General features: G+C 59.2%; 25 protein-coding genes. 17 read left to right on the top strand and 8 right to left on the bottom strand.

The window, feature by feature from the left end:
* The first annotated feature begins 68 nt into the window (after nucleotides 1–68).
* The 7 genes from Q6A51_RS14785 (at nucleotide 69) to Q6A51_RS14755 (ending at nucleotide 6,483) form a co-directional block, all read left to right on the top strand.
* The gene (locus tag Q6A51_RS14785; RefSeq protein WP_304575120.1) at nucleotides 69–1,805 is read left to right on the top strand and encodes a fumarate reductase/succinate dehydrogenase flavoprotein subunit; all 1,737 of its coding nucleotides are present in this window, start codon (nucleotides 69–71) and stop codon (nucleotides 1,803–1,805) included.
* A 15-nt stretch (nucleotides 1,806–1,820) separates the two neighbouring features.
* The gene (locus Q6A51_RS14780) at nucleotides 1,821–2,066 is read left to right on the top strand and encodes a 4Fe-4S dicluster domain-containing protein (RefSeq protein WP_201019141.1); all 246 of its coding nucleotides are present in this window, start codon (nucleotides 1,821–1,823) and stop codon (nucleotides 2,064–2,066) included.
* Between the two features lie 130 nt (nucleotides 2,067–2,196).
* Nucleotides 2,197–3,606, top strand: coding sequence for an ABC transporter substrate-binding protein (locus tag Q6A51_RS14775; protein WP_201019142.1), 1,410 nt, complete (start codon nucleotides 2,197–2,199; stop codon nucleotides 3,604–3,606).
* A gap of 10 nt (nucleotides 3,607–3,616) precedes the next feature.
* Entirely contained in the window at nucleotides 3,617–4,405 is a 789-nt protein-coding gene (locus tag Q6A51_RS14770) for an ABC transporter permease (RefSeq protein WP_304575119.1), read from the top strand.
* Nucleotides 4,402–5,238 carry an ABC transporter ATP-binding protein gene (locus Q6A51_RS14765; protein WP_304575118.1) on the top strand — a complete coding sequence of 279 codons (837 nt, stop codon included), beginning with the start codon at nucleotides 4,402–4,404 and terminating at the stop codon, nucleotides 5,236–5,238. The genes Q6A51_RS14770 and Q6A51_RS14765 overlap by 4 nt, the downstream gene beginning before the upstream one ends.
* A gap of 7 nt (nucleotides 5,239–5,245) precedes the next feature.
* Complete coding sequence (locus Q6A51_RS14760) at nucleotides 5,246–6,202, top strand: HEAT repeat domain-containing protein (RefSeq protein WP_304575117.1); 957 nt, start codon at nucleotides 5,246–5,248, stop codon at nucleotides 6,200–6,202.
* Nucleotides 6,199–6,483 (top strand): DUF971 domain-containing protein, encoded by a 285-nt coding sequence (locus tag Q6A51_RS14755; protein WP_304575116.1) that lies wholly within the window; start codon nucleotides 6,199–6,201, stop codon nucleotides 6,481–6,483. Before Q6A51_RS14760 ends, Q6A51_RS14755 begins: the two co-directional genes overlap by 4 nt.
* On the opposite strand, the gene Q6A51_RS14750 is transcribed toward Q6A51_RS14755, so the two are convergent.
* Together Q6A51_RS14750 and Q6A51_RS14745 are read right to left on the bottom strand one after the other, a co-directional pair.
* Nucleotides 6,480–7,625: an HPP family protein gene (locus Q6A51_RS14750; RefSeq protein ID WP_304575115.1), complete on the bottom strand. Its 1,146-nt coding sequence runs from the start codon at nucleotides 7,623–7,625 to the stop codon at nucleotides 6,480–6,482. The two genes, Q6A51_RS14755 and Q6A51_RS14750, sit on opposite strands and share 4 nt — an antisense overlap.
* Before the next feature lie 10 nt (nucleotides 7,626–7,635).
* A complete protein-coding gene (locus Q6A51_RS14745) occupies nucleotides 7,636–8,040 on the bottom strand; it encodes a MarR family winged helix-turn-helix transcriptional regulator (protein WP_304575114.1) in 405 nt (134 codons plus the stop codon).
* A 181-nt stretch (nucleotides 8,041–8,221) separates the two neighbouring features.
* Between Q6A51_RS14745 and Q6A51_RS14740 the strand changes: the two genes are divergently transcribed.
* The 9 genes from Q6A51_RS14740 (at nucleotide 8,222) to Q6A51_RS14700 (ending at nucleotide 17,292) form a co-directional block, all read left to right on the top strand.
* Nucleotides 8,222–8,905, top strand: a complete 684-nt coding sequence (locus Q6A51_RS14740; protein ID WP_304575113.1) for a hypothetical protein — start codon at nucleotides 8,222–8,224, stop codon at nucleotides 8,903–8,905.
* 597 nt (nucleotides 8,906–9,502) lie between these two features.
* Nucleotides 9,503–10,420, top strand: coding sequence for an ABC transporter substrate-binding protein (locus Q6A51_RS14735; protein WP_304575112.1), 918 nt, complete (start codon nucleotides 9,503–9,505; stop codon nucleotides 10,418–10,420).
* Nucleotides 10,420–11,574 (top strand): phosphotransferase enzyme family protein, encoded by a 1,155-nt coding sequence (locus Q6A51_RS14730; RefSeq protein ID WP_304575111.1) that lies wholly within the window; start codon nucleotides 10,420–10,422, stop codon nucleotides 11,572–11,574. The genes Q6A51_RS14735 and Q6A51_RS14730 overlap by 1 nt, the downstream gene beginning before the upstream one ends.
* The gene (locus tag Q6A51_RS14725) at nucleotides 11,571–12,449 is read left to right on the top strand and encodes a sulfurtransferase (RefSeq protein WP_304575110.1); all 879 of its coding nucleotides are present in this window, start codon (nucleotides 11,571–11,573) and stop codon (nucleotides 12,447–12,449) included. The genes Q6A51_RS14730 and Q6A51_RS14725 overlap by 4 nt, the downstream gene beginning before the upstream one ends.
* Before the next feature lie 182 nt (nucleotides 12,450–12,631).
* The gene (locus tag Q6A51_RS14720) at nucleotides 12,632–14,779 is read left to right on the top strand and encodes a TonB-dependent siderophore receptor (RefSeq protein WP_304575154.1); all 2,148 of its coding nucleotides are present in this window, start codon (nucleotides 12,632–12,634) and stop codon (nucleotides 14,777–14,779) included.
* Nucleotides 14,780–14,787: 8 nt separating this feature from the next.
* A complete protein-coding gene (locus tag Q6A51_RS14715) occupies nucleotides 14,788–15,624 on the top strand; it encodes a 5'-nucleotidase, lipoprotein e(P4) family (RefSeq protein ID WP_304575109.1) in 837 nt (278 codons plus the stop codon).
* 24 nt (nucleotides 15,625–15,648) lie between these two features.
* Nucleotides 15,649–16,248, top strand: a complete 600-nt coding sequence (gene pnuC / locus Q6A51_RS14710) for a nicotinamide riboside transporter PnuC (protein ID WP_304575108.1) — start codon at nucleotides 15,649–15,651, stop codon at nucleotides 16,246–16,248.
* 20 nt (nucleotides 16,249–16,268) lie between these two features.
* Entirely contained in the window at nucleotides 16,269–16,997 is a 729-nt protein-coding gene (locus tag Q6A51_RS14705) for a GntR family transcriptional regulator (RefSeq protein ID WP_201019153.1), read from the top strand.
* 94 nt (nucleotides 16,998–17,091) lie between these two features.
* Complete coding sequence (locus Q6A51_RS14700) at nucleotides 17,092–17,292, top strand: hypothetical protein (RefSeq protein WP_201005312.1); 201 nt, start codon at nucleotides 17,092–17,094, stop codon at nucleotides 17,290–17,292.
* 57 nt (nucleotides 17,293–17,349) lie between these two features.
* Here Q6A51_RS14700 and Q6A51_RS14695 read toward each other — a convergent pair whose 3' ends face one another.
* From Q6A51_RS14695 to Q6A51_RS14670, 6 genes are all read right to left on the bottom strand, one after another.
* Nucleotides 17,350–17,685: a DUF3325 domain-containing protein gene (locus Q6A51_RS14695; protein WP_201019154.1), complete on the bottom strand. Its 336-nt coding sequence runs from the start codon at nucleotides 17,683–17,685 to the stop codon at nucleotides 17,350–17,352.
* The gene (locus tag Q6A51_RS14690; RefSeq protein ID WP_304575107.1) at nucleotides 17,686–19,239 is read right to left on the bottom strand and encodes a PepSY-associated TM helix domain-containing protein; all 1,554 of its coding nucleotides are present in this window, start codon (nucleotides 19,237–19,239) and stop codon (nucleotides 17,686–17,688) included. It lies immediately after the preceding gene.
* On the bottom strand, nucleotides 19,236–19,523 hold the full coding sequence (locus Q6A51_RS14685) for a DUF3649 domain-containing protein (protein WP_304575106.1): 288 nt from the start codon (nucleotides 19,521–19,523) through the stop codon (nucleotides 19,236–19,238). The genes Q6A51_RS14690 and Q6A51_RS14685 overlap by 4 nt, the downstream gene beginning before the upstream one ends.
* Before the next feature lie 82 nt (nucleotides 19,524–19,605).
* Entirely contained in the window at nucleotides 19,606–21,843 is a 2,238-nt protein-coding gene (locus tag Q6A51_RS14680; protein ID WP_304575105.1) for a FepA family TonB-dependent siderophore receptor, read from the bottom strand.
* A 112-nt stretch (nucleotides 21,844–21,955) separates the two neighbouring features.
* Entirely contained in the window at nucleotides 21,956–23,293 is a 1,338-nt protein-coding gene (locus Q6A51_RS14675) for a sensor histidine kinase (protein ID WP_304575104.1), read from the bottom strand.
* Entirely contained in the window at nucleotides 23,290–24,009 is a 720-nt protein-coding gene (locus Q6A51_RS14670) for a response regulator transcription factor (protein WP_201019159.1), read from the bottom strand. Before Q6A51_RS14670 ends, Q6A51_RS14675 begins: the two co-directional genes overlap by 4 nt.
* Before the next feature lie 324 nt (nucleotides 24,010–24,333).
* Here Q6A51_RS14670 and Q6A51_RS14665 point away from each other — a divergent pair, with 324 nt between their 5' ends.
* Nucleotides 24,334–26,757, top strand: coding sequence for a glucose/quinate/shikimate family membrane-bound PQQ-dependent dehydrogenase (locus Q6A51_RS14665; RefSeq protein WP_304575103.1), 2,424 nt, complete (start codon nucleotides 24,334–24,336; stop codon nucleotides 26,755–26,757).
* Nucleotides 26,758–26,981 lie beyond the last annotated feature (224 nt).

The following is a 26,981-nucleotide window of genomic DNA, read 5'->3' as shown; positions in this document are numbered from 1 at the left end:
AAAACCGCTACTGCTGCGCCATCGCCTGCCAATGTCAGCGGGCGTATCGAACCGGAGAGGAGCAGGGCATGGCCGAGTTTCAGACAATCGAGCGCGAATACGACATCGTCGTCATCGGCGGCGGCACTGCCGGCCCCATGGCGGCGATCAAGGCCAAGGAGCGTAATTGCGACTTGCGCGTGTTGCTGATCGACAAGGCCAACGTCAAGCGCAGCGGTGCCATCAGCATGGGGATGGACGGCCTGAATAATGCGGTCATTCCCGGCCACGCCACCGCAGAGCAGTACACCAAGGAAATCACGGTCGCCAACGATGGCATCGTCAATCAGAAGGCCGTGCTGGCGTATGCCGAACACAGTTTCGAGACTATCGAGCAGCTTGACCGCTGGGGCGTGAAGTTCGAGAAGGATGAGACTGGCGACTACGCAGTCAAGAAAGTCCATCACATGGGCGCTTACGTACTGCCGATGCCTGAGGGCCACGACATCAAGAAAGTGCTGTATCGCCAGCTCAAGCGGGCGAGGGTGGAAATCACCAATCGGGTCATTGTCACTCGCCTGCTGACCGACACCGAAGGTGCTGTCAGCGGCCTGATGGGTTTCGATTGCCGTAGCGCCGACTTTCACGTGATCAAGGCCAAAGCGGTGATTCTCTGCTGCGGCGCGGCTGGTCGCCTTGGGCTTCCGTCGTCGGGTTACCTGATGGGCACCTATGAAAACCCCACCAATGCCGGTGACGGTTACGCCATGGCCTATCACGCCGGTGCCGAGCTGGCGAACCTCGAATGCTTCCAGATCAACCCGCTGATCAAGGATTACAACGGCCCGGCCTGTGCCTATGTCACCGGTCCTCTGGGCGGTTACACCGCCAATAACAAGGGTGAGCGCTTTATCGAGTGCGACTACTGGAGCGGTCAGATGATGTGGGAGTTCCACCAGGAGCTCGAAGGCGGCAATGGCCCGGTGTTTCTCAAGCTCGATCACCTGGCCGAAGAAACCATCCAGAACATCGAGCAGATCCTGCACAGCAACGAGCGTCCCAGTCGCGGGCAGTTTCATGCCGGACGCGGCACCGATTATCGCCAGCAGATGGTCGAGATGCATATTTCCGAGATCGGCTTTTGCAGCGGCCACAGCGCTTCTGGAGTCTGGGTCAACGAGCGTGCGGAAACCTCGGTCAAGGGCCTTTATTCGGCCGGTGACATGGCGGCGGTGCCGCACAACTACATGCTCGGGGCTTTTACCTATGGCTGGTTCGCCGGGGTCAACGCCGCCGAGCATGTGGCCGGCCGTGATTTTCAGCAGCCTTGTGCCGGTCAGGTCGCCGACGAAAAGGCGCGGGTCTATGCGCCGCTGCTGCGCGAGCACGGCCTGCCACCCGCGCAGGTCGAGTACAAGTTGCGGCGTATGGTCAACGACTACCTGCAGCCGCCGAAAGTGACCCGCAAGATGGAGATCGGCCTGCAACGCTTCAGCGAGATCGAAGCGGATCTGGCCAGCATGAAAGCCAACAATCCCCATGAGCTGATGCGCGCTCTGGAGGTCACGGTGATCCGCGACTGCGCCGAGATGGCTGCCCGTGCTTCGCTGTTTCGTGAAGAGAGTCGCTGGGGCCTTTATCACCACCGCGTCGATCATCCGCAGCGCAACGATGAGGACTGGTTCTGCCATTGCCATCTGAAAAAAGGCCCGGATGGCCGCATGACCAGCTTCAAGAAACCGGTGGAACCCTATCTCGTCGCCCTGGATAACGACGAGCGCACCGCCTACAACCGGCTACGGGTCGCCCCCGGCCAACCTGCCTGATTCGAGGACTGCACCATGGCCTTTCAACCCCAGGAAATTTTCTTCAGAAGCTCCGCTCCGGTCACCGTGGACAACGACAAGTGCATCGCCGAAAAGGGCTGCACGGTGTGCGTGGACGTGTGCCCGATGGACCTGCTGGCCATCGATCCCACAACTCGCAAGGCCTTCATGCAGTTCGATGAATGCTGGTATTGCATGCCCTGCGAAACCGACTGCCCGACCGGTGCAGTCAAGGTCGAGATTCCTTACTTGCTGCGCTGATCACGCCCAGCCATAACCATAAAAAATGCCACCGGCCAAACCACCGGACGCCTGCCATGCACCCCTCGTTTCCCACCACTTGACCCGTGGAGGAGACGATCGACGCATCTTTGACTCGAGGGGATAACCTATGTTCTTACGCACGACTCTGGCCAGCCTGCTGCTGGCAGCCACCGCTTTCGGGGCCCAGGCCCAGACTATCCGCATTGCCATTGGCACTCAGGACACTACCATCAACTGCGCCGCTGGCGGCCTGATGATTCGTGAGCTGGGACTGCTGCAGAAGTACTTGCCCAATGACGGCAAGTACAAGGATGTCGACTACGACATCCAATGGAAGAACTTCACCAGCGGTGCGCCGCTGACCAACGAGATGGTCGCCGGCAAGCTGGACTTCGGCGCGATGGCCGATTTCCCCGGCAGTCTCAATGGTGTGGCCCATGAAGCAGCAGGGCGTCGCAGCCTGTTCATCAACGTTCTGTCTGGCAGTGTCGAGGGCAGTGGCAACGGCATCGTCGTACCTGAAAAATCCCCGGTACAGTCGATCTCCGAACTCAAGGGCAAGACGGTTTCCGTGCCTTTCGCCTCGACCGCCCATGGCATGTTGTTACGTGCTGTAGCCGCTCAGGGTTGGGACCCGGCGCGTGACCTGACCATCATCGCGCAAGCGCCGGAAGTCGCAGGTTCGGCCTTGCAGGCGGGCAAGATCGACGCCCACGCTGACTTTGTGCCCTTTGCCGAACTGTTCGTCAGCCGTGGTTTCGCCCGCAAGATATTCGACGGCTCCCAGGCCAAGGCGCCCACTTTCCACGGCGCCCTTGTGGAGCAGGACTTTGCTCAACAATACCCGGAAATCGTCGTCGCCTACCTGCGCGCCACCATCGAGGCCAATCGCCTGCTGGCCGAGCAGCCTGAGAAGTACAGCGAGCTGATCGAAAAAGTCGCCGGTATCGAGGCTTCGGTCAACTATCTCTACCACGGCCCACTGGGGTTGCAGACCCGCGACCTGACCTGGAAACCGGAATACCGCCAGGCCGTCAGCACCGCCATCGACACCCTCAAGTTGCTGAAAAAGGCTGATCGCGGGCTCAACACCGACACTTTTATCGACGACCAGTACCTGCGCGCCGCCTTCAAGGCCAGCGGTCTGGATTATGACAAGGCACTGGCCAACTACGCTGCCCAGCCTCTGCTGGCCAATGATGCCGTGACTGGCAAGCCGATCACCGACTTCAAGCGGGTCGCGCAGATCTGGGTCAAGGGCGAAGCCCAGGTACGCAATTACGCCTCGCCCGAGGAAGCCATTGTTCAACTGGCCGAGCTGAAGAAAAACGGTCACGAGATTCGCGGGTTCTATACCCAGGCCAGCGACAGCGGCATCAAGTTGCTCGCCGATAGCGCCTGGTTCGTCAAGACTGCACAGGGCCGCCTGGATGCCTTCCTGCTCAAGGATCAGGCAGTCAGCGATGCGCAAGCCCGTGGCGGGCAAGTCCTGGATTTCGCAGGTTTGACCGGCGATACCGCGGTGACGGCGCGTTGAGGTGCATTCGATGAGGCTATCCAACCTTGCCCGTTGGGTGTTGCGGGGATCGTCGATTCTGGCCTGCCTGTTGTTCTGGCAGGTCGCGGCCAGCCATCAACTGGACCTGGGCCTGGTGACGTTTCGCAACGTGCCGACACCGGGTGAAGTCTTTGCCGCGCTGCATGAGCTGACGTCTTCGACGGCTCTGTTCCGGCATGTCAGCGCCAGCCTGGGGCGCGTTGCGGCTGGCTATGCAACGGCTGCGGTGTTGGGCATCGCCCTGGGTGTGCTGATCGGCCGCTGGCGCTGGGCTTCGGACGTGCTGCTGCCACCTCTTGAAGTGCTGCGGCCGATTCCGGCCGTGGCCTGGATCCCGCTGGCGATTCTGATGTTTCCATCGTCAGAGCTGTCCATGGTGTTCATCACCTTTACCGGGGCGCTGTTTCCGATTCTGCTCAATACCGTTCATGGCGTCGAAAGCGTCGACCGGCGTCTGGTGGCTTCGGCCCTCAGCCTCGGGGCAGGGCGGCTGGCGATCCTGCGCGAAGTGGTGCTGCCGGGCGCAGGCCCCAGCATTGTCACGGGGCTGGCCATCGGCATGGGGACCTCATGGTTCTGTCTGGTGACCGCCGAGATGATTTCCGGCCAGTGGGGTCTGGGTTACTACACCTGGGAGTCCTACACCTTGCAGAACTACGCGGACATCATGGTCGGCATGCTGCTGATCGGCCTGTTCGGGCTGGTCAGCAGTGCGCTGGTCAAACGCCTGGGCGCGTGGTGCATGCCGTGGAATAACCAGACAGGAGCACAACGATGACCTCAGGACTTGTTCAAGGAGAAAACGTCGGCATTCGTCTGAGTGACGGTGATGACGCTTTTGAAGCCGTACAGGCACTCGACTTCAGCATTTCGCCTGGGCAGTTCGTGTGCATTCTGGGGCCTTCTGGCTGCGGCAAGTCGACCTTGTTGGGGGCGCTCGCCGGGCACTTGCAGCCCAGCAGCGGGCAACTGCGGGTCGACGGATCCATCGTCGACGGGCCATCTCCCACACGCGGCATGGTCTTCCAGCATCACACTTTGCTGCCATGGCGTCGTGTTCTCGATAACGTCGCTTTCGGCCTGAAAATGCAAGGCGTATCCAAGCGTGAGCGCCACCGCCAGGCGCTGGAAATGCTGCGTTGGGTGGGTCTTGAAGACTTCGCCGGGCACTGGCCAAAGCAATTGTCCGGTGGCATGCAGCAACGGGCCGAGATTGCTCGTGTGCTGATCAACCGTCCGCGTCTGCTGCTGATGGATGAACCCTTCGGTGCGCTGGATGCCCAGACACGTTCGCGCATGCAGCAACTGCTGCTCGATATCTGGGGCCGGATCGGCACCACGGTGGTGTTTGTCACCCATGACATCGATGAAGCGCTGTTTCTGGGGGATCGCATTCTGGTGATGAGTGCTCGTCCTGGGCGTTTCATCGCCGACCTGAAGCTGGACTTTCCACGCCCGCGACAGCCGTCTCTGCTGACGAGTCCTGGCTTCGTCGAACTCAAGCGTCATTGCCTGGAACTGCTCGATCATGGTCCCGATGCACCGCCTTTGCCACGCCTGACCCCGCTGGGGTTGCCCCTGCAACAAGACCTGTTACGTATTGCACTGTGAGCCGTTCATGAGCCTGATAACCGATAACCCCGACATTCTCGAACTCCAGCCGCGTCTTGAAGATGCGGATGCGGTGGTGCGTAGAATCGCCCTCATTGCACTGGCCGACCTCGAAGACCCTGACAGCCTGCCTTGGTTGACCGAAGCCTTGCGTCAGGACCCCGCTTCAAACGTGCGCGCCGAAGCTGCGCGCTTGCTTGAAGCCTGGGAGGAGGCATCGGTGGTGACCGCCCTGTGCCAGGCCCTGACCGACACCGGGCAGGAAGTGCGTGAAGCGGCTGCACAAAGCCTCTCGCAGCTCAAGACTGAAGCCGCTGGCCAGTTGCTGTTGCCTTGGGCGCGGCATGCCGATCCTTTCGTGCGGGGTAGCGCCTTGCGTGCCCTGCGTGAATTGAGACTGCCCGCCAGCGCCGAAGTCGCCCGTGAAGCCTTGATTGACCCGGCTGCTGCGATTCGCCGCGAGGCCGTGGGTATTCTTGGCTGGTTGAAACACACCGAAGCACTGGCTGACCTGACTCAACGTCTGGCCACAGACGACGATATTGAAGTCCGGCGCATGGCCGCTGGCGCGGTCGGCTTTGCGGGCACTCCAGCGGTTATCGAAGCCTTGACGACAGCTTTGAACGATCCCCGGTGGCAAGTGCGCGAAGAGGCGGCGACCACTTTGGGCAAGGTTGGTGACGAGTCTGCTGGCCGCGCGCTGCTGGTGGCACTGGACGATGCCTATTGGCAGGTTCGCTTGCGTGCAGTGCGCTCATTGGGCCGGCTCAAGTACAGCCCGGCGCGTGGAGCTGTGGAGAGCCTGTTGTCACACAGCATCAGCAATCTGCGCAAGGAGTCGGCTCTGGCACTGGGCGAGTTTGGCGACCCGCAAGCCTTGTCTGCGCTGCGACTGGCCGAGCACGATGGCGACCCTGAAGTGCGCAAGGCCGTTCGCATTGCACTGTCGCAACTGGAGCCATGATGGTGCCTTCGGCGATCCGCAACGTCAGACACGGCGGGCTGCTGCATGTGGAGTGGCCCGATGGTCAGGCGCAAGCCCTGGCCCACGGCCAACTGCGTGCCCTATGCCCGTGCTCGCACTGTAGGGCTGCACGGCTGCGCGGGCGGATCGATCTGGTGAATGAAGAGGTCCGCATCACCGACATCGTCGATCAGGGTTATGGCGTGCAGTTGATCTTCAGCGATGGGCATATGCAGGGGATTTATCCCTGGGCCTATATAAGAGCAATGATCACGCTTTAAACCCGAACAGCTGTATACAGCGCCTTGATCAAGTCGGACTGGGTAATGATGCCCACCAGGTGCCGCTGGGCGTCGATGATCGGAACATGCCGATGGCCATTTTCCGAAAACACTGGCACCAGATCGGTCAGCAGGCGTTCGGCGCTGGCGACGCGCACTTTGCGGGTCATGATCTCGCCGACGATACTCGCCGGTTGTTTGTTGCTCACTTGACGCAGCAGTGCCCTCAGGTGCCAGCCCACGCCTTCGTGGGCGTCCAGGTCGATCTGCTTCATGAAATCCGCCACTGTCACGATGCCCATCAGATGGCGTTGCCGGTCGATCACCGGCAAGGCCTTGATCTTGTGTCGACGCATCAAGGCCCAGGCCTCGCGCAGGGGCATTTCCTGACGGGCGACAATCGGCGTAGTGCTCATCACGTCTGCGCAGCGGATCTCGCCCATATTGCGTTGGTAGGCCGAGGCCTCCGCACGCTCCAGCAGTTCGTGAAGGTCGTCACGGCTGACGTCCAGCACCTGGTTGTAATGGGCGAGGGCGGCATCCAGATCCGCATCACTGAAACGGCTGGCAGGCGAGTCGCTTTTTGCCTGCTGGACATGCGGCCAGGGGCGGCGGGTCAGATTGTTGTAGATCACGCCGGCTGCTACCAGCAGCAACGAGTCGAGCATGACCGGGCTCAGTGCGTACACAAACTGATCGCAACCGGTAATCACCATCAATAGCGCCGCAGCGCCTCCCGGCGGATGCAGGCAACGTGTCGCCAGCATCGCGGCAATCGCCAGACTGACCGCCAGCGCGGCAGCCAGCGTGGCATCGGGAATCCATTTGGCGCAGGCAATGCCTGCCAGCGCCGAGACCGTGTTGCCGCCCACCACAGACCAGGGCTGCGCCAAGGGACTCGATGGGACGGCAAACACCAGTACCGCACTGGCCCCGATGGGCGCGACGATGGCCATGGCCAGAAAGCTGTTCTCTATGGCGTGTGCGCCGTGCAGCCAGAGTGCAGCAACGGTGGCGACCAACAGAATGCCCAAGGCCGCGCCGATGCTGGCGCGTACTTTCTCTCGGGTGTCGATGGCGTGGGGTGCAGGCCATAGCGAGCGCAAGCGCGCAGCAAGGGTTGTGTTGGAGGGTGAAGGCATGTTTTTGGGATTACTCCTGCTCGAAAGGCACGCGGAAACGCTTGCCCGCCGACTTGAGTTCTTCTCGATGCAGAAAAGCCAGTTGCGCCAGCACCTCGCTGCCTTTGCCCGTAAGACTGACCTGTACCTCTCGTCGGTCCGCGACGTTGCGCTGCGTCTGCACCAACCCCAGCGCCTCGCAGCGCTTCACCAGCGCCGCTGCGCCATGAGGCACGATCTGCAAACGCTCCGCCAGCTCACCCACCGTTGCCCAATCACGATCGCTGAAACCCTGGGTATGCAACATCAACAGGTACTGCTGGGAAGTAACTCCACAGGCCTGCACCGCCTCTTCGGAAAAACGCAGGAAGCGCCGCAGTTGGTAGCGGAATTCGGACAGGGTTTCAAAATCCTGCTTGTGGAGGGTGTCAGCCATGGGGGAGCGTCGCTTCGGTTGAGTGAAGGGCGGCTTTTATATCATGGCGTGATGTATTTTGGCAGTTTGGATGATGTCGATCAGTCAAAGCAGAAGCTTCATGACTGAATTCTGGGTGGTGGCAATTTGATTTGAAATGGTGTTTGATGTTGGCGATTTTTCGCCACAGGGGAGTGGACGCATGGACAAAATATTATTAACGGCGTTTCTTACAGCATTAGCAGGCTTTATCACTGCTGCGTTGAGTGTTGTGAAACTGGTTAACGAGAAAGAAAGCAAAACCACGGAATTCAGACAGTCATGGACCGAGTCAGCAAGGGCTGCACTGTCTGATTTAATTGCAAAGTTGAATTTTCATGTCACCAATATTGTTCATGTAAAAGATTTGAAAAGTGAAATGACCAAGGCGATCTTGATTGCAAGTAAAACAAAGAATCCAGTAGAGAGGGATCTGCTTGGGGAAGTCATAAATCTTTATAAAGATTTGTTAGGTAAGAGTGTGGAACGTTCAAGGCAGTCAATGCGAGAGGTTTATCAGGCGCATGCAACGGTCCGTCTTCATTTCAAACCTGAGGATTCGGATCTGGTCAGGATTGAAAATAAATTTGATTATTGCATGGGTAAGTTTTCTGAGCTTGGCCGGGAGGAAGAGTCAGAGAAATGGGATGTTTTGAAAGAACAGGTTTACAATGCAACAAATGAAATTACAGCTTCGTCGCGTGCATTGCTTAAAACCGAGTGGGAGAAAGTCAAGCAAGGAGAACCTGCCTATAAAAGTACAAAAAAATGGTCGGTATGGGCATTTGCGATCATGTCTGCTTTGCTCGTGGTTATCGGCGTACATTCTTTAATTTCGTATAGCTAGGACCAGTAGCTTCTGCTCAAGGTGAAGAGATGCGTTGTCGCCAAAGGGAAGCGACGGTAATTACCAAAGTTTTTAATCGCACAGGGTCCACAGCCGATTTTTTGTGCTCCTTTGGGTAGTTTTCCTCAATATCTTCGCAAGGGTATCTCGCCATTTTCCATCAAGAAAATGCAGTTCCATGGCTTGAGAGGCCCGCCTGTGTGTCCTTACCAGGCGGTACTTCGATATCAGCACATCCATTGCATATTCATCGTCAGCAATAATCCCCTCCCGGATAAATCCGGTCCTATACGCTAAAGTCGATCAGATAAGACGCACGTCAGCATGCTGTCGCGGCCAAGGCCCCTCCCACGGATTGTGATAACAGCCACCAGACAGTTTCTTGACTGACTGCATTAGCCCTACACGCCTTGATTCGCTGCTCGAAAGCGCGGCAGCAGATGCATGAAATAGCTTTCTGGTCATCCCATTCAGTGCCCAAAAAGCTATATCCATAGCAACAAACGATATTGGTATATACCAGATTTTGCTTCTATAAAACCCGCACTCAGAAGACAGGAGCCTTCCACAATGATGTGGTCGGGCAGGAGCGCGGTGATGATTGGTGTACGGGTAATGCTCGAATATTTCCATCCCTGGCCTAATTCGGCAGGTTTTTATCTAGCGCGTGAGCGGGGCTGGTATAGCGATGCCGGTCTGGATGTCGAGTTGGTGGTTCATGACCCCTGGCGTGGGGATACGCTCGATCACCTGTTGGGCAAGGCGGTGCATTTCGGTGTGTTTCCGAGTAATCGCTTGTTGGTTCGGCGGGCGCTTGGGCAGCCGTTGTGTGGCATTGCGGCTATCAATCATCGTGGGCTTGAGTCGATTCAGACGCTCGCCAGTTCAGGTATTACCCGGCCCCGGGATCTGGCGGGGCGGCGTCTGGCGTTGAATCCGACGCCTCGTGGTCTGGCAATGGTGCGTCATCTGGTGAAGGCCGATGGTGGCGATCCGGATGCGGTGATCGTGGTCGACAGTGGCGTTCGTGAGTTACGCCCCGAGCAACTGGCAGCGGGCGTTGCCGATGCGAGTTTTGGCGGTTACTGGGCCTGGGAGGCGTTGATGGCCAGCCCGATTGCCGATGAGCAACGGGTCGTCTGGCCGGTGGATGAGATCGGTGCCCCGGCGTATCACAGCTACCTGCTGGGTGCCCATGAAGACACCCTTGCCGTTGACCCGGAACTGATCCGCACCTTTCTCGCGGTCACCGCACGGGGTTTCCTGGCTGTCACCCGGGAGCCATTGAGCGCCTTGCAGGCTTACGAGCAGGTCACGCCTTATTTCCCCAGCGAACTGCTCGCGCAATCCTTGCAGCGAATTGCTCCGACCTGGCTGCATGAGGGCCGCTGGGGAGAGCAGCGCCAGAGTCTGCTTGAGCCTTACGCGCACTGGCTGCATGAGCATCAGGTGCTCAATGACGGGAATGCCTGGCAGGGCGCGACCACTAACGCTTACCTGCCGGAGGCTGTCTGATGGCCGCCGAACGCCTGAGCGCACATGGTCTTGGACTGGAGCCGGTCGAGGCCGACTGGCCGGTGATATCTGCCGAGTCCGTCGAGCAACTGCTACGGCGTTATCCCGAGGTCGGCGCGTTGCAGGCGTTGACCTGGCACAGTCCCAGGCCATTTTCGGCGGCCTGCCTCGTCAACACTTCGACCGGGTCGGTGTTCGTCAAGCGTCATCATCGGTCTGTGCGGGAACCCGCATGGCTGGCCGAAGAGCATCGTTTCATCGCTCATCTGCGGCAGAACGGTGTGCAGGTTGCCGAAGTACTGGCTGATGAGCAGGGTGATACGGCCATTGCCATCGGCGAATGGACCTATGAAGTGCATGCCCTGGCAGCAGGGCAGGATCTGTATCGTGATGCGTTGTCCTGGACGCCGTTTCAGGATGTTCGACATGCCTGGGCAGCAGGTCAGACTCTGGCGCGATTGCATGAAGCCGCTACGGGCTATTCGGCACCACCACGACAAGCCGCAGTGTTGCTGGCCAACTTTCGTTTGTTCAGTCAGCCGGACCCGATTGCTGCCATCGAAGCTGCCAGCGCTGCCGATCCCGCACTCGCTGCTTACCTTAGCCAGCGTGACTGGCGCAATGATTTGACAGCGCTGCACGTGCCGTTCCATCGGGCGCTGTATCCCTTGCTTGCCGAGCAGCCGCCCCTGTGGACCCATAACGATCTGCACGCATCCAATCTGCTCTGGAGCGCCGGGTCAGGCGCGGCACAGGTTGCCAGCGTGCTGGACTTCGGGCTGGCCGACCTGACCTTCGCGCTTTTTGATCTGGCGACCACTCTGGAGCGCAACTGTATTGCCTGGCTGGAGCTGGAAAACGGCGTCCGCGAGGTGGTTCATCTTGAGTCGGTGGATGCGATTCTGGCCGGTTATCAAAGCGTAAAACCGCTTTCGGCCCGGGATTTCCAGACGCTGGCCGCGCTCTTGCCTCTGGTCCACGCTGATTTCGCGTTGTCGGAAATAGCCTATTACCAGGGCGTGGTGGGTTCTGTGGCCAACGCCAATATTGCCTATGACGCTTACCTCATCGGCCATACCCGTTGGTTCGCGGGAGCTGAAGGGCAGCGTTTGCTGGCTCATCTCAACAGTTTTGCAGGGAGTGTGCAGCCATGAGCACTGCGGTGGATTCAATCCTTATTCAAACCGGTGAGTTGCAGGAGATTCTGGCTGCCCCGGCCTTGCTGATTCTCGATGCCACAGTCGAATTGGCAACGCCGCGCTTCGATGGCGATTACGACGCCCGCAGTGGTTACGAGGGCTGGCTGCAAGGACATATTCCCGGTGCGCTGCATGCTGACTTGTATGCGGCCTTGAGTGATCCGCAAGCCACGTTCAGTTTTGCCTTGCCGAATGCACAGGCATTGGCAGCGGCGTTGGGATCACTGGGCATCGGCGATCAGCGACGCATTGTCATTTATGACCGTAACGACGGATTCTGGGCGGCGCGCCTGTGGTGGGTGCTGCGCAGTGTCGGGCTGCATGCGCAGGTGCTCGATGGTGGTTTCAAGGCCTGGCAGCGCGCCGGTTTACCACAGGAGGTCGGCCCCGTGGCTACACAGCCTGTCATCTGGCAAACCGAATACCGGGATGGGTTCTGGATTGATCGGGCAGGCGTTCAGTCGGTACTTGCCGGAGAGCGTCCAGGCACTCTGGTCTGCGCACTCTCGGCTGGCCTGTTCGATGGCAGTGCCGTGAGCCGCTATGCACGACGTGGTCATATCCCCGACAGTCTGAATCTGCCTGCTCGCACGCTGTTCGATGAGCAGGGCCGCTACCTTGAGGCCGATGCGTTGCGTGAAGCGCTCGATCCACTGCTTGAGAGCGAAGAACCACTGATTCTGTACTGCGGCGGCGGGATCTCCGCGGCTGCACAAGCGCTGGCGCTTACATTGCTCGGCCGCTCCGACGTCTTTATCTATGACGGCTCTCTTCAGGAATGGGCCGCCGACCCCCGCTTGCCAATGACCACCGGAGCAGCTCCGGCCTGACGCCTTCTGGCTATCAATCATTCAGTTGTACCGGGGGCTGATTGCAGACCCCGGCGCATTTGCGGCCCTGCGCCTGGCAAATCGCGTCGGTATGCAGCGCCCACCAAGGAGCTTTCATGGTTAAGTTTCATCGAACATGCGCCCCAGGGTTTTCGCCAAACCTGTTGAGAGTTGGGGTCTTGATGGCCTGTGGCGTGGGGAATGGCCTGCTGGCCGGTGTGGCATGGGCCGATGGCTCGACGGCTTCAGATACCAGCGTGCAATTGGGGGCAGTCACTGTCATTGGTCAGCAGGATACCGGCTATCAGGCCAGCAAGGCGTCGGTGGGCGGTTTTGATCAGGCGCCGCTGCTGGATACCCCGGCATCGATAGCCGTGATCACCGAACAACGGCTCAAGGATCAGCAAGCGCGCCTACTCAGTGAAGTGCTGCGTAACGACGCTTCGGTGGGCGACAGCTACGCACCCGTCGGCTACTACGAAAACTTCGTGGTGCGCGGTTTTGCCCTCAACTCGGCCAGCAGTTACAAGATCAATGGCCGGACCATCACCGGCGAGCAGAACGTTGCTCTGGAAAACAAGCAGCAGGTTGAAGTGCTCAAGGGGCTGGCCGGTTTGCAGAGTGGTGTGTCGGAGCCCGGTGGGCTGGTCAATTACGTGAGCAAGCGGCCCGACAATGTACGTTCGGTCACGGTGTCCACCAACGAGCAGGGCGAGCGTTATCTGGCGACGGATCTGGGAAGCTGGTTCGGTAGCGAGCAACAGTTTGGTGTACGGGCCAACCTGGCGCACGAAGACATCCGTTCCTACGTCGATCATGCGGATGGCAAGCGCGACTTCGCTTCCCTGGCGGTGGACTGGAATATCAACCCCGACAGCGTGCTGCAACTCAACGCCGAATATCAGAACCGCGAACAGCGTTCTGTGCCGGGCTACCAGTTGCTGGGCGGTACAACGGTGCCCCATAAAGTGAACCCCAAGGACCTGCTGGCTTACCAGAGTTGGTCCAACCCGGTGGGTATCCAGTCACTGAATCTCGATGGCTTGTATGAGTACCGTTTCAACGAGTCGTGGAAAGCCAGTTTCAGTGCCTCCCGCAGTCGTGTGGTGATTGACGACTACAGCACCTTTGCCTGGGGTTGCTATGGTTCTGCCAGTTGTGCGAGCGCGGCGGTACCCAATTACTTCAGCCCGGAAGGTGAATACGACATTTCCGACTACCGTAGCCCTGACGATACACGCCGCAACGACGAAGCTCAGGCGGCTATCAATGGACAGTTCGGCACCGGAACCCTCAAGCATGACCTGACCTTCGGCACGACGGCTTTTCGTCGTGTTGTGGATCGCCGATCGTCGATCAATGAATTTATCGGTACTGGCGTCATTGGCTCCACGCCCGAAACCCTCGAACCCTATTCCGGGGAACTGGGCAACAGCTATCGGCGTCTCGACAGCCGACAATACGGCCTGTTCGCCACCGACCGGATCAGTTTCAACGAGCAGTGGCAGACCGTTCTGGGTGGGCGTCAGATTCGCCTCGACGAAGAAACCTACGACAGCTCCGGCGCCACGACCCGCCACACGACCCGTTCGGAGTTTCTGCCGCAAGCGGCCCTGATCTATAAGCCGCGCCCGGACACGTCCCTGTACATCAGCTACAGCAAAGGTTTGTCTTTGGGAGGTGAAGCATCCTGGTTCAGCACTAATGCCGAGGAGGTTCTGCCGCCCACCACTTCCCGGCAGATAGAGCTGGGAGTCAAACACGACTGGCAGCGTTTGAGCCTGACCGCCGCGTTGTTCCAGATCACCCAGGATTATCAGTACACCCGGCCCAATGACGACGGCACCTTTACCTATGTGCAGCAGGGCAAACAGAAAAATACCGGTCTGGAACTGTCTGCCAACGGTCACCTGACCTCGAACCTGCAAGTATCGGCCAGCGTCGCTGCCATTCGGGCTCGGGTTACCGACAGTGGCACCGATGCTTACGATGGCCATCAGGCGATCAACGTTCCCAAGGTTCGCGCCAGCCTGCATGGCGACTACAGCATTCCCGGTTTCAACGGTCTGGCGCTGCTTGGCGGCGTGCAGTACAGCGGCAGCAAGTACGCCAACCGCCAGGGCAATGTAAAAGTGGACGACTATGCGGTATTCGATGTCGGTGGTCGTTACAGCACCAGGGTCGAAGGTTACGACACCGTGTTACGTCTGACCGTGGATAACCTGTTCGATAAGCGCTACTGGCGTGATGTCGGTGAGTCCATGGGCGACGGTTATTTGTTCCCCGGCGCTCCTCGCACGGCGCGTTTGTCAGCCACTGTGAATTTCTGAGGTCAACCATGGGCAAGCTCATTATCGGCGGCACTTTTGCCGTACTCGCCGCACTCGCCGGCTGTCAGCAGCGACCACCGGCCAACGATCAACTGGATGCCGTGCTGTGGACGCAAACGTCCATCGAGCATGAGTTGATCTACCGTCAGGTGTTTGCCAGCGCCACCCGGCAACTGGATGCGGCGCTGGCAGATCCTGCCTGGGATGCCTTGCCGCAACCTGCGCGTAATCTCACAGGATTGCCACCGGCAGTCATCGTCGATATCGACGAAACCCTGCTGGATAACGTACCGCTCAATGCCAGGGATATCCGCAATGACCAGACCTATTCCTATGACCGCTGGAACCTCTGGGTCGAGCAGGCCAAAGCACAGGCCTTGCCTGGAGCCGTCACCTTCCTTCAGGCCGCAAGCCAGCGCGGCGTTCAGGTCTATTACCTGACCAACCGCGAACATTCGCAGGTCGAGGCTACGGTCAGGAACCTGCGGTTGCGCGGTTTCCCGATCAGCGATGCGCAACAGGTCCTGGCTGCTGCAACGCCCACCGGACACTGTGAAAAGGATGGCTACGGTAAAACCTGCCGCCGCCAATGGGTGGCCAACCATGCCCGTGTGCTGATGCTGGTGGGGGATTCATTCGGTGATTTCGTGCAGGCCGACAGCAACAACCTCGCCGCCCAGCGCAAGGCTGCGGCGCCTTATCTGGCCTGGCTGGGACAGCGCTGGTTCCTGCTGCCCAATCCCACCTATGGCAAATGGTACAGCGCCCCTTACGGTGATCAGGAAGATTTGCCCGTAACCCGCAAGCGTGAGCTCAAACAACAGGCGCTGGATCTGCAGCAATAAGGCATTTGTGTCGAGGGGAACAGCATGTCAACCCTGGAAATAATCGCCGTGCTCATCAATATCCTCGGCGTCTGGCTGACCACTCAGCGCATTCGCTGGTGTTGGCCGGTGAGTGTGGTGGCGGTTCTGTTGTATGTGTGGATCTTCTACGAGGCCAGACTTTATTCGGACATGCTCCTGCAACTGATCTTTGCTTTTCTTCAGGGGTATGGCTGGTGGCGCTGGAGTCAGGGAGGGCTCGACCAAGGCAAGGTCCATGTGACGCGCCTGTCAGCGCGCGGTGCGGTATTGAGTCTGGCGGTTGGCGCATTGGGCGCGGTGTTGCTGGGTAGCCTGATGGCGACCTTCACGGATGCAGCCGTGCCCTGGCTGGATGCCTCACTGACCGCTTTCAGCCTTGTCGCCAGCGTGTGGGCGGCCCGCAAGTATGTGGTCAGTTGGGTCTTGTGGATTGTCCTGGATTGCCTGTATGTCGGCATGTATTGGCACAAGGACCTGCACCTGACTGCGGGTCTGTATGCGGGATTCGTGGTACTGGCGTTTTACGGCTATCTGGCCTGGAGGCGTGATCTGTTGAGTCAGGAAGCCCGCCCGGCAGCAGTTTATCGTCATAACATCGTTTGATTGATCACTCGGACTCATGCATGCCTTTTTATCCAATACCCCCTCATTACCAGCGTATTCGTGATGAGATCGCTGCTGATATCGCTGGCGGAACACCGCGGGCCGATCAGAAATTCCCCTCCGAGCGCGAGATGTCCGAGCGTTTCGGCTGTACGCGGGTGACATTGCGCCAGGCCTTGCAGCAACTGGAGGCCGAAGGCCAGGTGTATCGGGAAAACCGGCGAGGCTGGTACGTCAGCCCGCAACGCATTCGCTACGATCCGACCCGCATTACCGGTTTCATGGAGTACGTCGCCGCACAGGGCCGAACTCCCGTGACCGAATGTTTAAGTGCCGAACTTCGTGCTGCGGGCAGTTGGCTGGCCAGGCGAATGGGGCTGAGGTCTGCCGATGAGCCGGTCTTTCATCTGCAACGTCGCCGCTGGGTTGATCGTCGTCCGGTGCTGCTGGAATACAACGCATTGGTTGCCAGTTGGTGTCCGGGATTGCTGGAAGCCGATTTGAATACTTCCCTGACCCAAGTGCTGAGGGAGCGCTTCAGGCGGGTTCAGTCCCGCTGCGAACTGACCATGCACAACAGCATCGTGGATGAGCATCAGGCCGAGTTATTGCAGCTGACAGTGGGGTCGAGCAGTTTGTATCTGGAGCGCTTGAATTTTGGTGAGCAGGACCAGCCCGTAGAGTTCGATCAGGAGTTCTGGAGGCCGGATGCCTTGTCTGTGGTCATGGAGACTCGTTATCCGGGCTGATAATCCGCCACTCATCGTTTCCCTTGCACTCCCGGATCTATCGCGTTTCTTACTATAAGGCGCGGATATCCTGCGCTTCACGCGGAGAGTGGTCATGGAAATTGATGAGAATGCACCGGGCAATGTTTCGCAAAGCCCCGCTACCAGACCGACAGATAACGAAACAGGGTATGAACCGGACTCCCTGCCCGAGGCCGATCCAGCGCTTGATGATCTCATCAATGACCAGAGCGACGATCCTGATCTGCCGGTAAACCCGCCGATAGACGAAGATGAAGAGCCGTCCCTCGGGTAAAACCCGGTAGGAACGAATTCATTCGCGAAAAATCGTCATTCGCGAATGAGTTCGCTCCTATGCCGAGAGGGTGAACACCCCGAGCAGTATCCAACCCGCACCACTCACTCCCACGGCCAGTCGTATGGCATACGGCAGCAACAAGACCAGCGCCAGGCCTGTCATTGAAACCAGCCCCAGCCAGCCCACTGGTCCCATGGCCCAGCCCCAGACCTGAACGCTGCTGAGGAAACTGCCCGCCAATGCCAGCCAGCCGGCACTGCGCAGGGTGTGGCGTAATGCTTTGGACGGCGGGCGTTGCGACAGCTGTTTGTAATGCCGCTCCAGCCCCAGACACAAACCCAGCATGCCGCTGTAGGCCAGGAGCAGGCTGGTGATCAATGCAATGCTCATTCAGTTGACCTGCGCTGTGGCGGTGGAGGGGTGTTTTGCGGGGCGTTCCCTGGCGGGTTGGCCTATTTTCCAGCAGGTCCAGCCCAGCAGGATGCCGAGGACTACGGTCGTGGCTTCCAGAACGAAATGTTCGCCGCGATTTGTGGTGGTCAGTGCCAATAGCGGCAGGCTGATGCAGAGCAGGGCGGTGAGGGCCAGTTGTTCGCGCCAGGCGGCCAGCCATGGTCGGACAATGGCATGGCCGAGGCTCAACAGCCAGACGATAAAGAACACGCGGATCTCCCACTGACCGCGCTGGGCCAGTTCTGTCGGCAGCAGGCGGTTAGCCCACAGGAACGCGACGCAGGCCAGCATCAAGCCCGCGATTACGGTGACGTTCAGGCGTTCGGCACTGTGGTAGAGCGCTGCGCCGATGGCACCTTCATTGTCGTGGCGTCGGCGTCGCTTGACAGTAAACAGCACCATGCCGGTAGCGATCATCGCGCAACTGGCCAGGCCGCAGATGAAGTACAGCCAGCGCATCGGGTAGCCGCCGAACTGGGCGAAGTGCAGGCCGGCCATGACTTTCTGGGTCAGCAGGCTTGGGCGACTTTCTGGAGGCTGGCGCAGGATCTTGCCGGTCACGCCATCGAACAGCATGCTCTGGCCCTTGGTCAGTTCGATACGGTTGCCCAGCACGGGCCGCACTTCGATTCTGGCAGCGCTGCTGCCGGGGTTCTGGATAGAGAACCCGGCCACCGGCCCCATCAATCGCTCGGCCTCAGCCAGCAGCGGACCTAACGGTGTCAGCGTTGCTGTGCTCGTTGCCTCGCCACGCCTTGCCGATTGTTCTGGCCGTTGACCCTGTTGCTCGGTTGTCGGCCCGCCACGGATTGCACGACTCAGGGCATCGCGGTTGCCGTCGAACAGAGCATCTGTCGCCGCTGGCATGTAGATCAGGTAGAAAATCACCAGCCCCGTGTAAGTGATCATCAGGTGAAACGGCAGTACCAGCACGGCTGTGGCGTTATGGGCGTCCAGCCAGGAGCGCTGGCCCTTGGCCGGACGAAATGTGAAGAATTCCTTGAAGAACTTCTTGTGAATCACGATACCGCTGACCAGTGCCGCCAGCATGACCATGGCGGCCAGGCCTACGATCCAGATGCCGATATTGCGCGGCAGGTTGAGGGTGAAGTGAAAGAGGAAAAAGAACCCGCCACCTGCCGTCGCGCGTACATCCAGAGGTTCGCTGGTGTACGGGTCCAGATAGGTGCCGCCACCGCGTCGCTGTTCCCCGGCGGAAACCACCAGACTGGGTGATCGCTCGTTGGGAAGACCGATGTTCCAGGCACTGGCCTTGGGGTGATGGGCTTGCAGGTAGTCGAGTGCGCGCTGCGTCACTTGCGTCTGATCGAACGAGTGCGCCGGGATTTCCGGTCGCATCCAGCCATCGATTTCCTTGTCGAACACCGCCAGGGTTCCGGTGAGGAAGATCGAAAACAGCAACCAGCCAAAGACCAGGCCGCTCCAGGTGTGCAGCCAGGCCAGCGATTGAGTGAGGGTCTTGTGTTTCATGCCAGTTGCTCCAGCAATTGCGGCCAGAAGCCGACGGCTGCCAAGGGCAACGCCAATGTCAGACCGCCCCAGGCCCGCCAGGCGCTGCGGCAACTGAAGGCCCAGAGGATGACGAGGGTGTAAACCACAAAGGACAGCAAAGTGGAGACCACCAGCGCATCAACCTTGTCCAGCGGCAACAGGCGCGCCAGTGCTGCGGTAAAGGCATAGGTGAACAGATATCCACCCGGCAGCGCGGCGACAATCCGGGAGACGGTGGACCAGGAAAAGGATCGTGTTTTCATGGGTGATACTCATCAGGCCGCGTGCGCATGAAGGCCCGACCGGTTTCCCGGTCGGGCCTGCATTACAAGCGTCAGGTCAGCTTCAGAACGACGTGGTGATGGACGCATAGACCGAACGTCCCGGCTCGTTGTAAGTGCTGGCACCCGCGCTGGTGCCAGCGCCTTCGCGATAGATACGCTTGTCGAACATATTGTTGAGACCGGCACCGATCGACAGGTTCTTGTTGATCTCGTAAGTCCCGCCAATACCCCAGACATGGTAAGGATCGAGGGTTCTCATCTCGTTCTCTGCCGTGACGGCGACACCCCGAAGCGGGTTGGTGACTCGTGGTTCCTGCTTGCCGTAGTAGGTGCCTGTAAGGCTCAGGGACAGCGCTTCGGTAGCCTGCCAGTCGAGCATGGTGTTGACCGTGTATTCGGGCACTACCGACAGCGGGTTGCCGTCATCATCCTCGTTGGATTGCATGTAGGTGAGGTTGGTGTTCCAGCTCAGGATGTCGCCGTTCTGGCCCAGCAGCGGGACGCCGATATTGCCTTCCCAGCCCTTGACCACGGCATCCTCGGCATTGTCCCAGCGCAGGATGGCCTCGTTGTTCGCCGTCCGGCCGGTCAGGTCGTTGGACGAGACGATCTTGTTCTCGTAGTCGTTACGGAAATAGGTGAGCCCGGCGCTCCAGCCATCTCTGACAAAACTGATGCCCAATTCCTTGTTGATGCTGATTTCCGGGTCGAGGTTTTCGTTACCCAGCACATAGCAACCGGTTGAGTTCAGGCTCGGTGCGCAGCCATTGCCGTTGCTGCGGTACAGGTAGTTCGGGTTGGACTGGTACAGATTCGGTGCCTTGAAGGCCCTGGCAATACCGCCTTTCAGTGTGATGTCATCGGTCAGCTTGTAGGAGGAGTTGAGGCTTGGGCTCCAGTTGGCGCCGAACTGATCGTGATGGTCGAGACGTACGCCCGGAGTCAGGAACCATTTTGGCGTCAGCTCGATATTGTTTTCGAGGAACACAGCCATGATGGTGGCGTCCATGTCGGTCGGACGCGACCCGGCTGCCGAGTTGGGCAGCGTGGTGCCGATGTCGCGGTCCATGGTGCTGGGATCATCCAGCTCCTGACGGTTCCACTCGGCGCCGACAGTCAGTGTCTGCGGGCGCAGGAATTCCAGCGGGATATCCAGTTGTCCTTGCAGCAGGTAGCTGTCATAGGTGCTGGTGCTCTTGTCCGCATTGGCACTGATATCGCCATCGACGCTACCGGTCTGTCCTTCCAGCAACCTGTTGTTGCGGGTCTTCTCATACTGCGCCAGCAGGCGTGAAGTGCCGAACGCCCAGTCACCGTTATGGGTGACCGAGAAGTTCTGGCGATACATCGTGTTGGTTTCCCGGCCCAGCCAGTTGTTGACGGTACTGCCGTTGACCAGCGCGTCTGTGCCGCCAGTGCCGACATCACCTGCATAGATATTGCCCTGACGGCTGTAACCGGCTTCAAAGTCGAGGGTCTGGTTGGTGTCCAGCGCCCAGCTCAACAGCCCGTTTATATCCTTGTTGCGCACACCTTCGCGACCTGCCGCCAGCGATGCCCCGGAGGCTGTATCGGTATGTGCCTGGTTGATGTCGGCATCGTCCGCATCGGTCTTGTTGAGGTTGCCGTAGACACGGAAGGTGAGGGCATCGGTCAACGGGCCGGCGAGGCTGAACGTGGTGCGTTTGGTCATGCCCTCCGCATCGTCTTCCGGCAGGTTGGTGTAGGCGGTGACCGAGCCGGTGAGGGATTCGGTCGGTCGTTTGGTGATGATGTTCACCACGCCCCCCATGGAGCCCGAGCCGTAACGGGCCGCAGCCGGGCCGCGCAGTACTTCGATGCTTTCGACTTCGCTGGCGGGTACCCAATTGCTGTCGCCGCGGGTATCACGCTCGCCGGAGCGGGTATAGCGTACGGAGTTACGCGATGTGACGGGTTTGCCATCGATCAGGATCAGGGTGTTCTCCGGCCCCATGCCGCGCAGGTCGATCTGGCGATTGTTGCCACGTGCGCCGCTGGCGCTGTTGCCGGTCAGGTTGACGCCCGGCATCTTGCGCACTATATCGGAGAGGTCATTGACCGGAGGGCGTTTCTTGATGTCATCGGCCCTGATCAGCGACACACCCGATGCCTGTTTCAGCTCTTGCTCGGCAGTGGCCACCACATGGGTGTCGGCCAACTGGACGGAGTCATCGGTCTTTTCGGATCGGATGGACTCTGGCGTTTCGGCCATCGCCACTGACGGGCAGGCGGCCAGCAGGGCCAGGCAAAGGTGGCTGAGCTTGAATCGCGGATGCATCTGCAACACTCCTGTGACATTCATGGCGTGCAGAGAGGCGTGGGCTCTCTCTGCTGCCGGACTGGATGCAGATGGTATTTATTCTCATATGTGAGTAAATCTTTTTTACACTTTATACACTTCTCAAACGTAGATGCAGGCGCAGCCCCGGTGTGGCGTTCTCTGCCCAGATTTGTCCGTTCTGCAATTCAACGATGCTGCGGGCGATGGAAAGCCCAAGGCCGAAGCCTTCACCTCCCGGGCGTTCAGCGTTGAGGCGGGTGAACGGCTGGAAGACATGCTCCAGTTTTTCGGGCTCGATACCTGGCCCCTGATCTTCGATCCACAGGTGCCAATAGCCACCTTCGCGGCAACCGGTCAGGCGCACCACGCCGTCATTCGGAGAGTGGCGAATGGCGTTGCGCAGAATGTTTTCCAACGCCTGCGCCAGACCATTCAGGTTGCCGCTGACGTAGCAGTCGGACGGCAAGTCGCATGGCAGCCGCTCCATGGGCCAGTTGGTCTCGAAGCACACGTCCTCGCACAACAGGTTCCACAGCTCTTTCACTTCTACGGTTTCCAGTGGCAGAGCAGGGCGTTCGGTATCCAGCCACACGAGCTCCAGGGTGTCGCTGATGAGCTTTTCCATGATCTGCACTTCGCGTTCCTGGCGCTGACGCATGGTGTCGATATCCAGTTCACGCTCGCCGGCTGCCCGCAAGCGGCTGAGCGGTGTGCGCAATTCATGGGACAGTGTGCGCAGCAGGCGGCGCTGAAAGACCACGGTGTTCTCCAGACGCCCGGCCATCTGATTGAAGGCTCGTGCCAGCTCGCCCAGTTCGTCACGGCGCTCTGCTACCTGTGGCTCGACTCGCGCCGCCAGATCTCCGGTGCTCAAGGCATTGGCCTGGCGGTGAAGGATCACGATGGGCGAGATCAGAATGCGGTACAGCAGAGCGGCCAGCAGCAGTGCCAGGCTGGCAGGAAGCACTTTTTGCAGCAGCAGGTCCCACAGCTCGTTGTGCTGGCGAGGATGAAAGTGGCCGGGCAGATCCATTACCAGGCGTGCTTCAGTGTCTTTGAACGGGATGTAAAAAGTAGGCACACCGCCGGGGCGTCCCACCATGCCATCGAGCCTGCGTACGAAATGCAGCCTTTCCAGTTCCGGCTCCGTCAAAGGCTGTGAAGACAGCGAGTTCTGTTGTCTGTCCACGACCACAGCCCAGACCTTTTCCCGGCTGCGCAGCTCGCGAAGCACCTCGTCGACTCCGCTGGCGCCGCGCTTCTGCCAGGCGGCTTCGGCCCGTCGTGCGTAGTCGTTAAGGGCACGCTTGGTCGGTTCGGATAACCGCTCTGTCGCCTCGTTGAGTCTGCGGTTCAGGTCGGTTTGCAGGCTGGCCATCAGCAGGCAGAGCAGGGCAAGGCCACCGATGAGTTTCCATAGCAGTGAGTGGCGATTGGGCAGCTTCATGGCGTCAACCGGGTCAGCACGTAACCCATGCCCCGCACCGTCTCAAGGCGCTTGTCGTTATAACCGATGGCCTGCAATTTACGGCGGATGCGGCTGACATGCATGTCCAGGCTGCGGTCATGCTGCGAGTACGCCCGGTGCATGGCCTGCTGATAGAGGAAAGCCTTGCCCAGCACTTCACCCATGTGTCGTACCAGCGTTTCCAGAATCCGGTATTCGGTGGTGCTCAGATCGGCCCACTGGTCATTCAGGCAGACGTCGGCGCGCTGCTCGTCGAAGGTCAACTGCGATTCATTACTGACGATCCTTGTCTGTGCTTCATGCTCGTACGCCACGCGGCGCAGAATGGCGTCGATACGTACATCCATCTCCAGCATGCTGAAGGGCTTGGGCAAGTAATCATCCGCGCCCTGGCTGAAGCCGACGATACGATCCTGCTCGGCGCCCAGTGCCGACATCAGGATCACCGGCAAGCGTTGGCGTTGGCGCAGCCGGGCCAGGATTTCCAGGCCGTTGCTGTCGGGCAGCATGATGTCCATCAGGATCAGGTCGAAGTCCTGCGAACGTACCAGTTCCAGAATCTCGTCGCCGTCATGGCGCAGGGTCACCGTAAAACCGCGTTCGCTGAGGTGGCTCTGAAGATGAGCTGCCAGCAGTGGATCATCTTCTATGGCCAGAATATGAGCACGTGCGCCAGCGGGGTGGTGGAGTTGCATGAGAAGCACCTGCGGATGAGAACGATTCCTTGATCCGTATTCTGACCAATGTCGCTGAAGATTCCCATCGGCACTTTCATTCCTTTCCAGATGAGTGGATTGTTACTGTTTATGTAATAGTTATTCTCATTTTGTGAGAGTGACAAATTGACGCGGATAAAGATTTTTTTGGTATCGTTACCAATATTAACCGTTTAGTTAATAATTTTTGCTGGCATCAGAAAGGATGCCCAGCCCCTGAAAAACCCTTCAGCGGCTTCTGTTTCAAGCTGCTCGAAAGACTCTTTCCTTCGCAACGTTCATGCATCAGCGGGATCATGCAACATGACTAAGTCTCAACCTTCGGCATCCTTCAGTCGCTGGCCCATCCGGGTTGTCGCTCTGGGGGTGCTGGTATTTGGATTGCTTTTCGCCGCAGGCGGCGGCTATCTCGTCACGCTGGGCGGCAGTTGGTATTTCCTGCTGGCCGGTCTTGGCCTGATCGCATCAGGTGTCCTGCTCTTCAAACAACGCCTGGCGGGTGCCTGGCTGTTCGCAGCAGTGATGGTGCTGACGCTGATCTGGGCGCTGGCCGATGCAGGGCTGAACTTCTGGCCGCTGATTTCGCGGCTGTTCGCTCTGGGTGTCTTGAGCCTGTTGGTGGCGCTGATCTACCCGGCCTTGCGTAAGGCGAATGGCCGGGAAGCGGGTCGTTCCGGTTATGCCCTGGGTGGTGTTCTGGCCATCGCGATTGTTGCGGCGGGTGCGGGAATGTTCGTGCCTCACGCTTCGGTTTCGCCTACCGGAAACGGCCCGGGCCTGACTGGCGTCGACCCGGCAAAGGCACAGAAAGACTGGCAGCATTACGGTAACGATGAAGGCGGTAGCCGTTTCGCGGCGTTGGATCAGATCAACCGCAGCAACGTCTCGAAGCTGGTACCGGCCTGGACTTACAACACCGGCGACATCGCAATCAGCAATGGTAATGGTGCTGAAGACCAGACCACTCCGTTGCAGGTGGGCGACAAGGTGTTTATCTGCACCCCGCACAACAACATCATTGCGCTGGACGCCGACACCGGCAAAAAGCTGTGGAAGAACGAGATCAACGCTCAGGCGGCGGTCTGGCAGCGTTGCCGTGGCCTGGCTTATTTCGATGCCACCGCAGCCGTTGCTCAACCAACCGACGGCAGCACGCCAGCCAAGGCCGTTTCTGTACCGGCGGGTGCCAATTGCCAGCGTCGTTTGTTGACCAACACCATTGATGCGCGCCTGATTGCCGTGGATGCCGATACCGGCGAGTTCTGCCAGGGCTTCGGCAATAATGGCCAGGTCGATCTGAAAGCCGGTCTGGGCAAGGTCCCGGATGCTTACTACCAACTGTCGTCGGCACCCTTGATGGCCGGTACAACAGTGGTTGTCGGCGGTCGTGTCGCTGACAACGTTCAGGCTGACATGCCCGGTGGCGTCATCCGTGGTTTCGATGTGGTGACCGGTGAAATGCGCTGGGCGTTCGACCCAGGCAACCCTGAAGACAAGACAGCACCGGCTGAAGGCCGCACGTATGTGCGCAGTACGCCCAATAGCTGGGCACCGATGTCTTACGACCCGGCGATGAACACCGTGTTCTTGCCCATGGGCAGCTCGTCCACCGACATCTATGGTGTGGAACGTACTGCGCTGGATCACAAGTACGGCGCTTCCGTGCTGGCATTGAATGCCACCACGGGCGAAGAGAAGTGGGTCTACCAGACCGTTCATAACGACCTGTGGGATTTTGACCTGCCGATGCAGCCAAGCCTGATCGATTTCACCAAAGCAGATGGCAGCAAGGTGCCTGCAGTGGTGATCGGGACCAAGGCCGGTCAGATCTTCGTGCTGGATCGTGCCACTGGTCAGCCACTGACCCAGGTTGACGAGATCCCGGTCAAGCCGTCCAACATTCCCAACGAGCCTTACTCCAGGACCGAGCCTCTGTCGGTGGGCATGCCACAGATCGGTGCGCCACACCTGACGGAGTCGGACATGTGGGGTGCGACTCCATTCGATCAGATGATGTGCCGTATCTCGTTCAAGAAAATGCGTTATGAAGGCCTGTACACCGCGCCGGGCACTGACGTCTCGCTGAGCTTCCCGGGTTCTCTGGGTGGCTTGAACTGGGGCAGCATTTCGACGGATCCGGTGCATGGCTTCATCTTCGTCAACGACATGCGTCTGGGCCTGTGGATCCAGATGGTTCCCCAGGAAAAAGATGCCAAGGCATCTTCCGGTGGCGAAGCACTGAACACTGGCATGGGCGCAGTACCGCTCAAGGGCACACCGTACGCCGTGAACAAGAACCGCTTCCTGTCGGTGGCCGGTATTCCTTGTCAGGCGCCACCTTTCGGCACCTTGACCGCCATCGACATGAAGACCCAGAAAGTCGCCTGGCAAGTGCCGGTTGGCACTGTTGAAGACACAGGCCCCATGGGTGTCAAGATGCACCTGCCGTTGCCGATCGGCATGCCGACTCTGGGCGGTACGCTGTCCACTCAGGGCGGTCTGGTGTTTATCGCCGGTACTCAGGATTACTACCTGCGCGCCTTCAACTCCGCCAACGGCGAAGAAGCCTGGAAAGCCCGTCTGCCGGTTGGCAGCCAGGGTGGCCCGATGACCTATGTCTCGCCCAAGACCGGCAAGCAGTACATCGTCATCACTGCCGGTGGTGCCCGTCAGTCCCCTGATCGTGGCGATTATGTGATCGCTTACGCGCTGCCTGACAGCAAGTAAGCTGCGCAACATCCGAAACCCGCTGTCGCCCGCTCAGGGTGGCCGCGGTTTTTTTGTTGCCTGTCAGATTCCTCTCTAGCTCTGCATCATGGACTCGTCTAGGCTAATCGATGCCGACCCAAGCCCTGAGACAGTTACTTGATGGTCGATAACGAGCACCGCCGTGAGAACGGAGCCCATACAAGCGTGGGCCCTGTATATGCCATAGACATCATCTGTCGCGG

Origin of the sequence: Pseudomonas serbiensis (assembly GCF_030580745.1) — a bacterium.
GTDB classification, from domain to species: Bacteria; Pseudomonadota; Gammaproteobacteria; order Pseudomonadales; family Pseudomonadaceae; genus Aquipseudomonas; species Aquipseudomonas serbiensis.
This window is presented reverse-complemented; position numbering and strand designations above follow the sequence as displayed.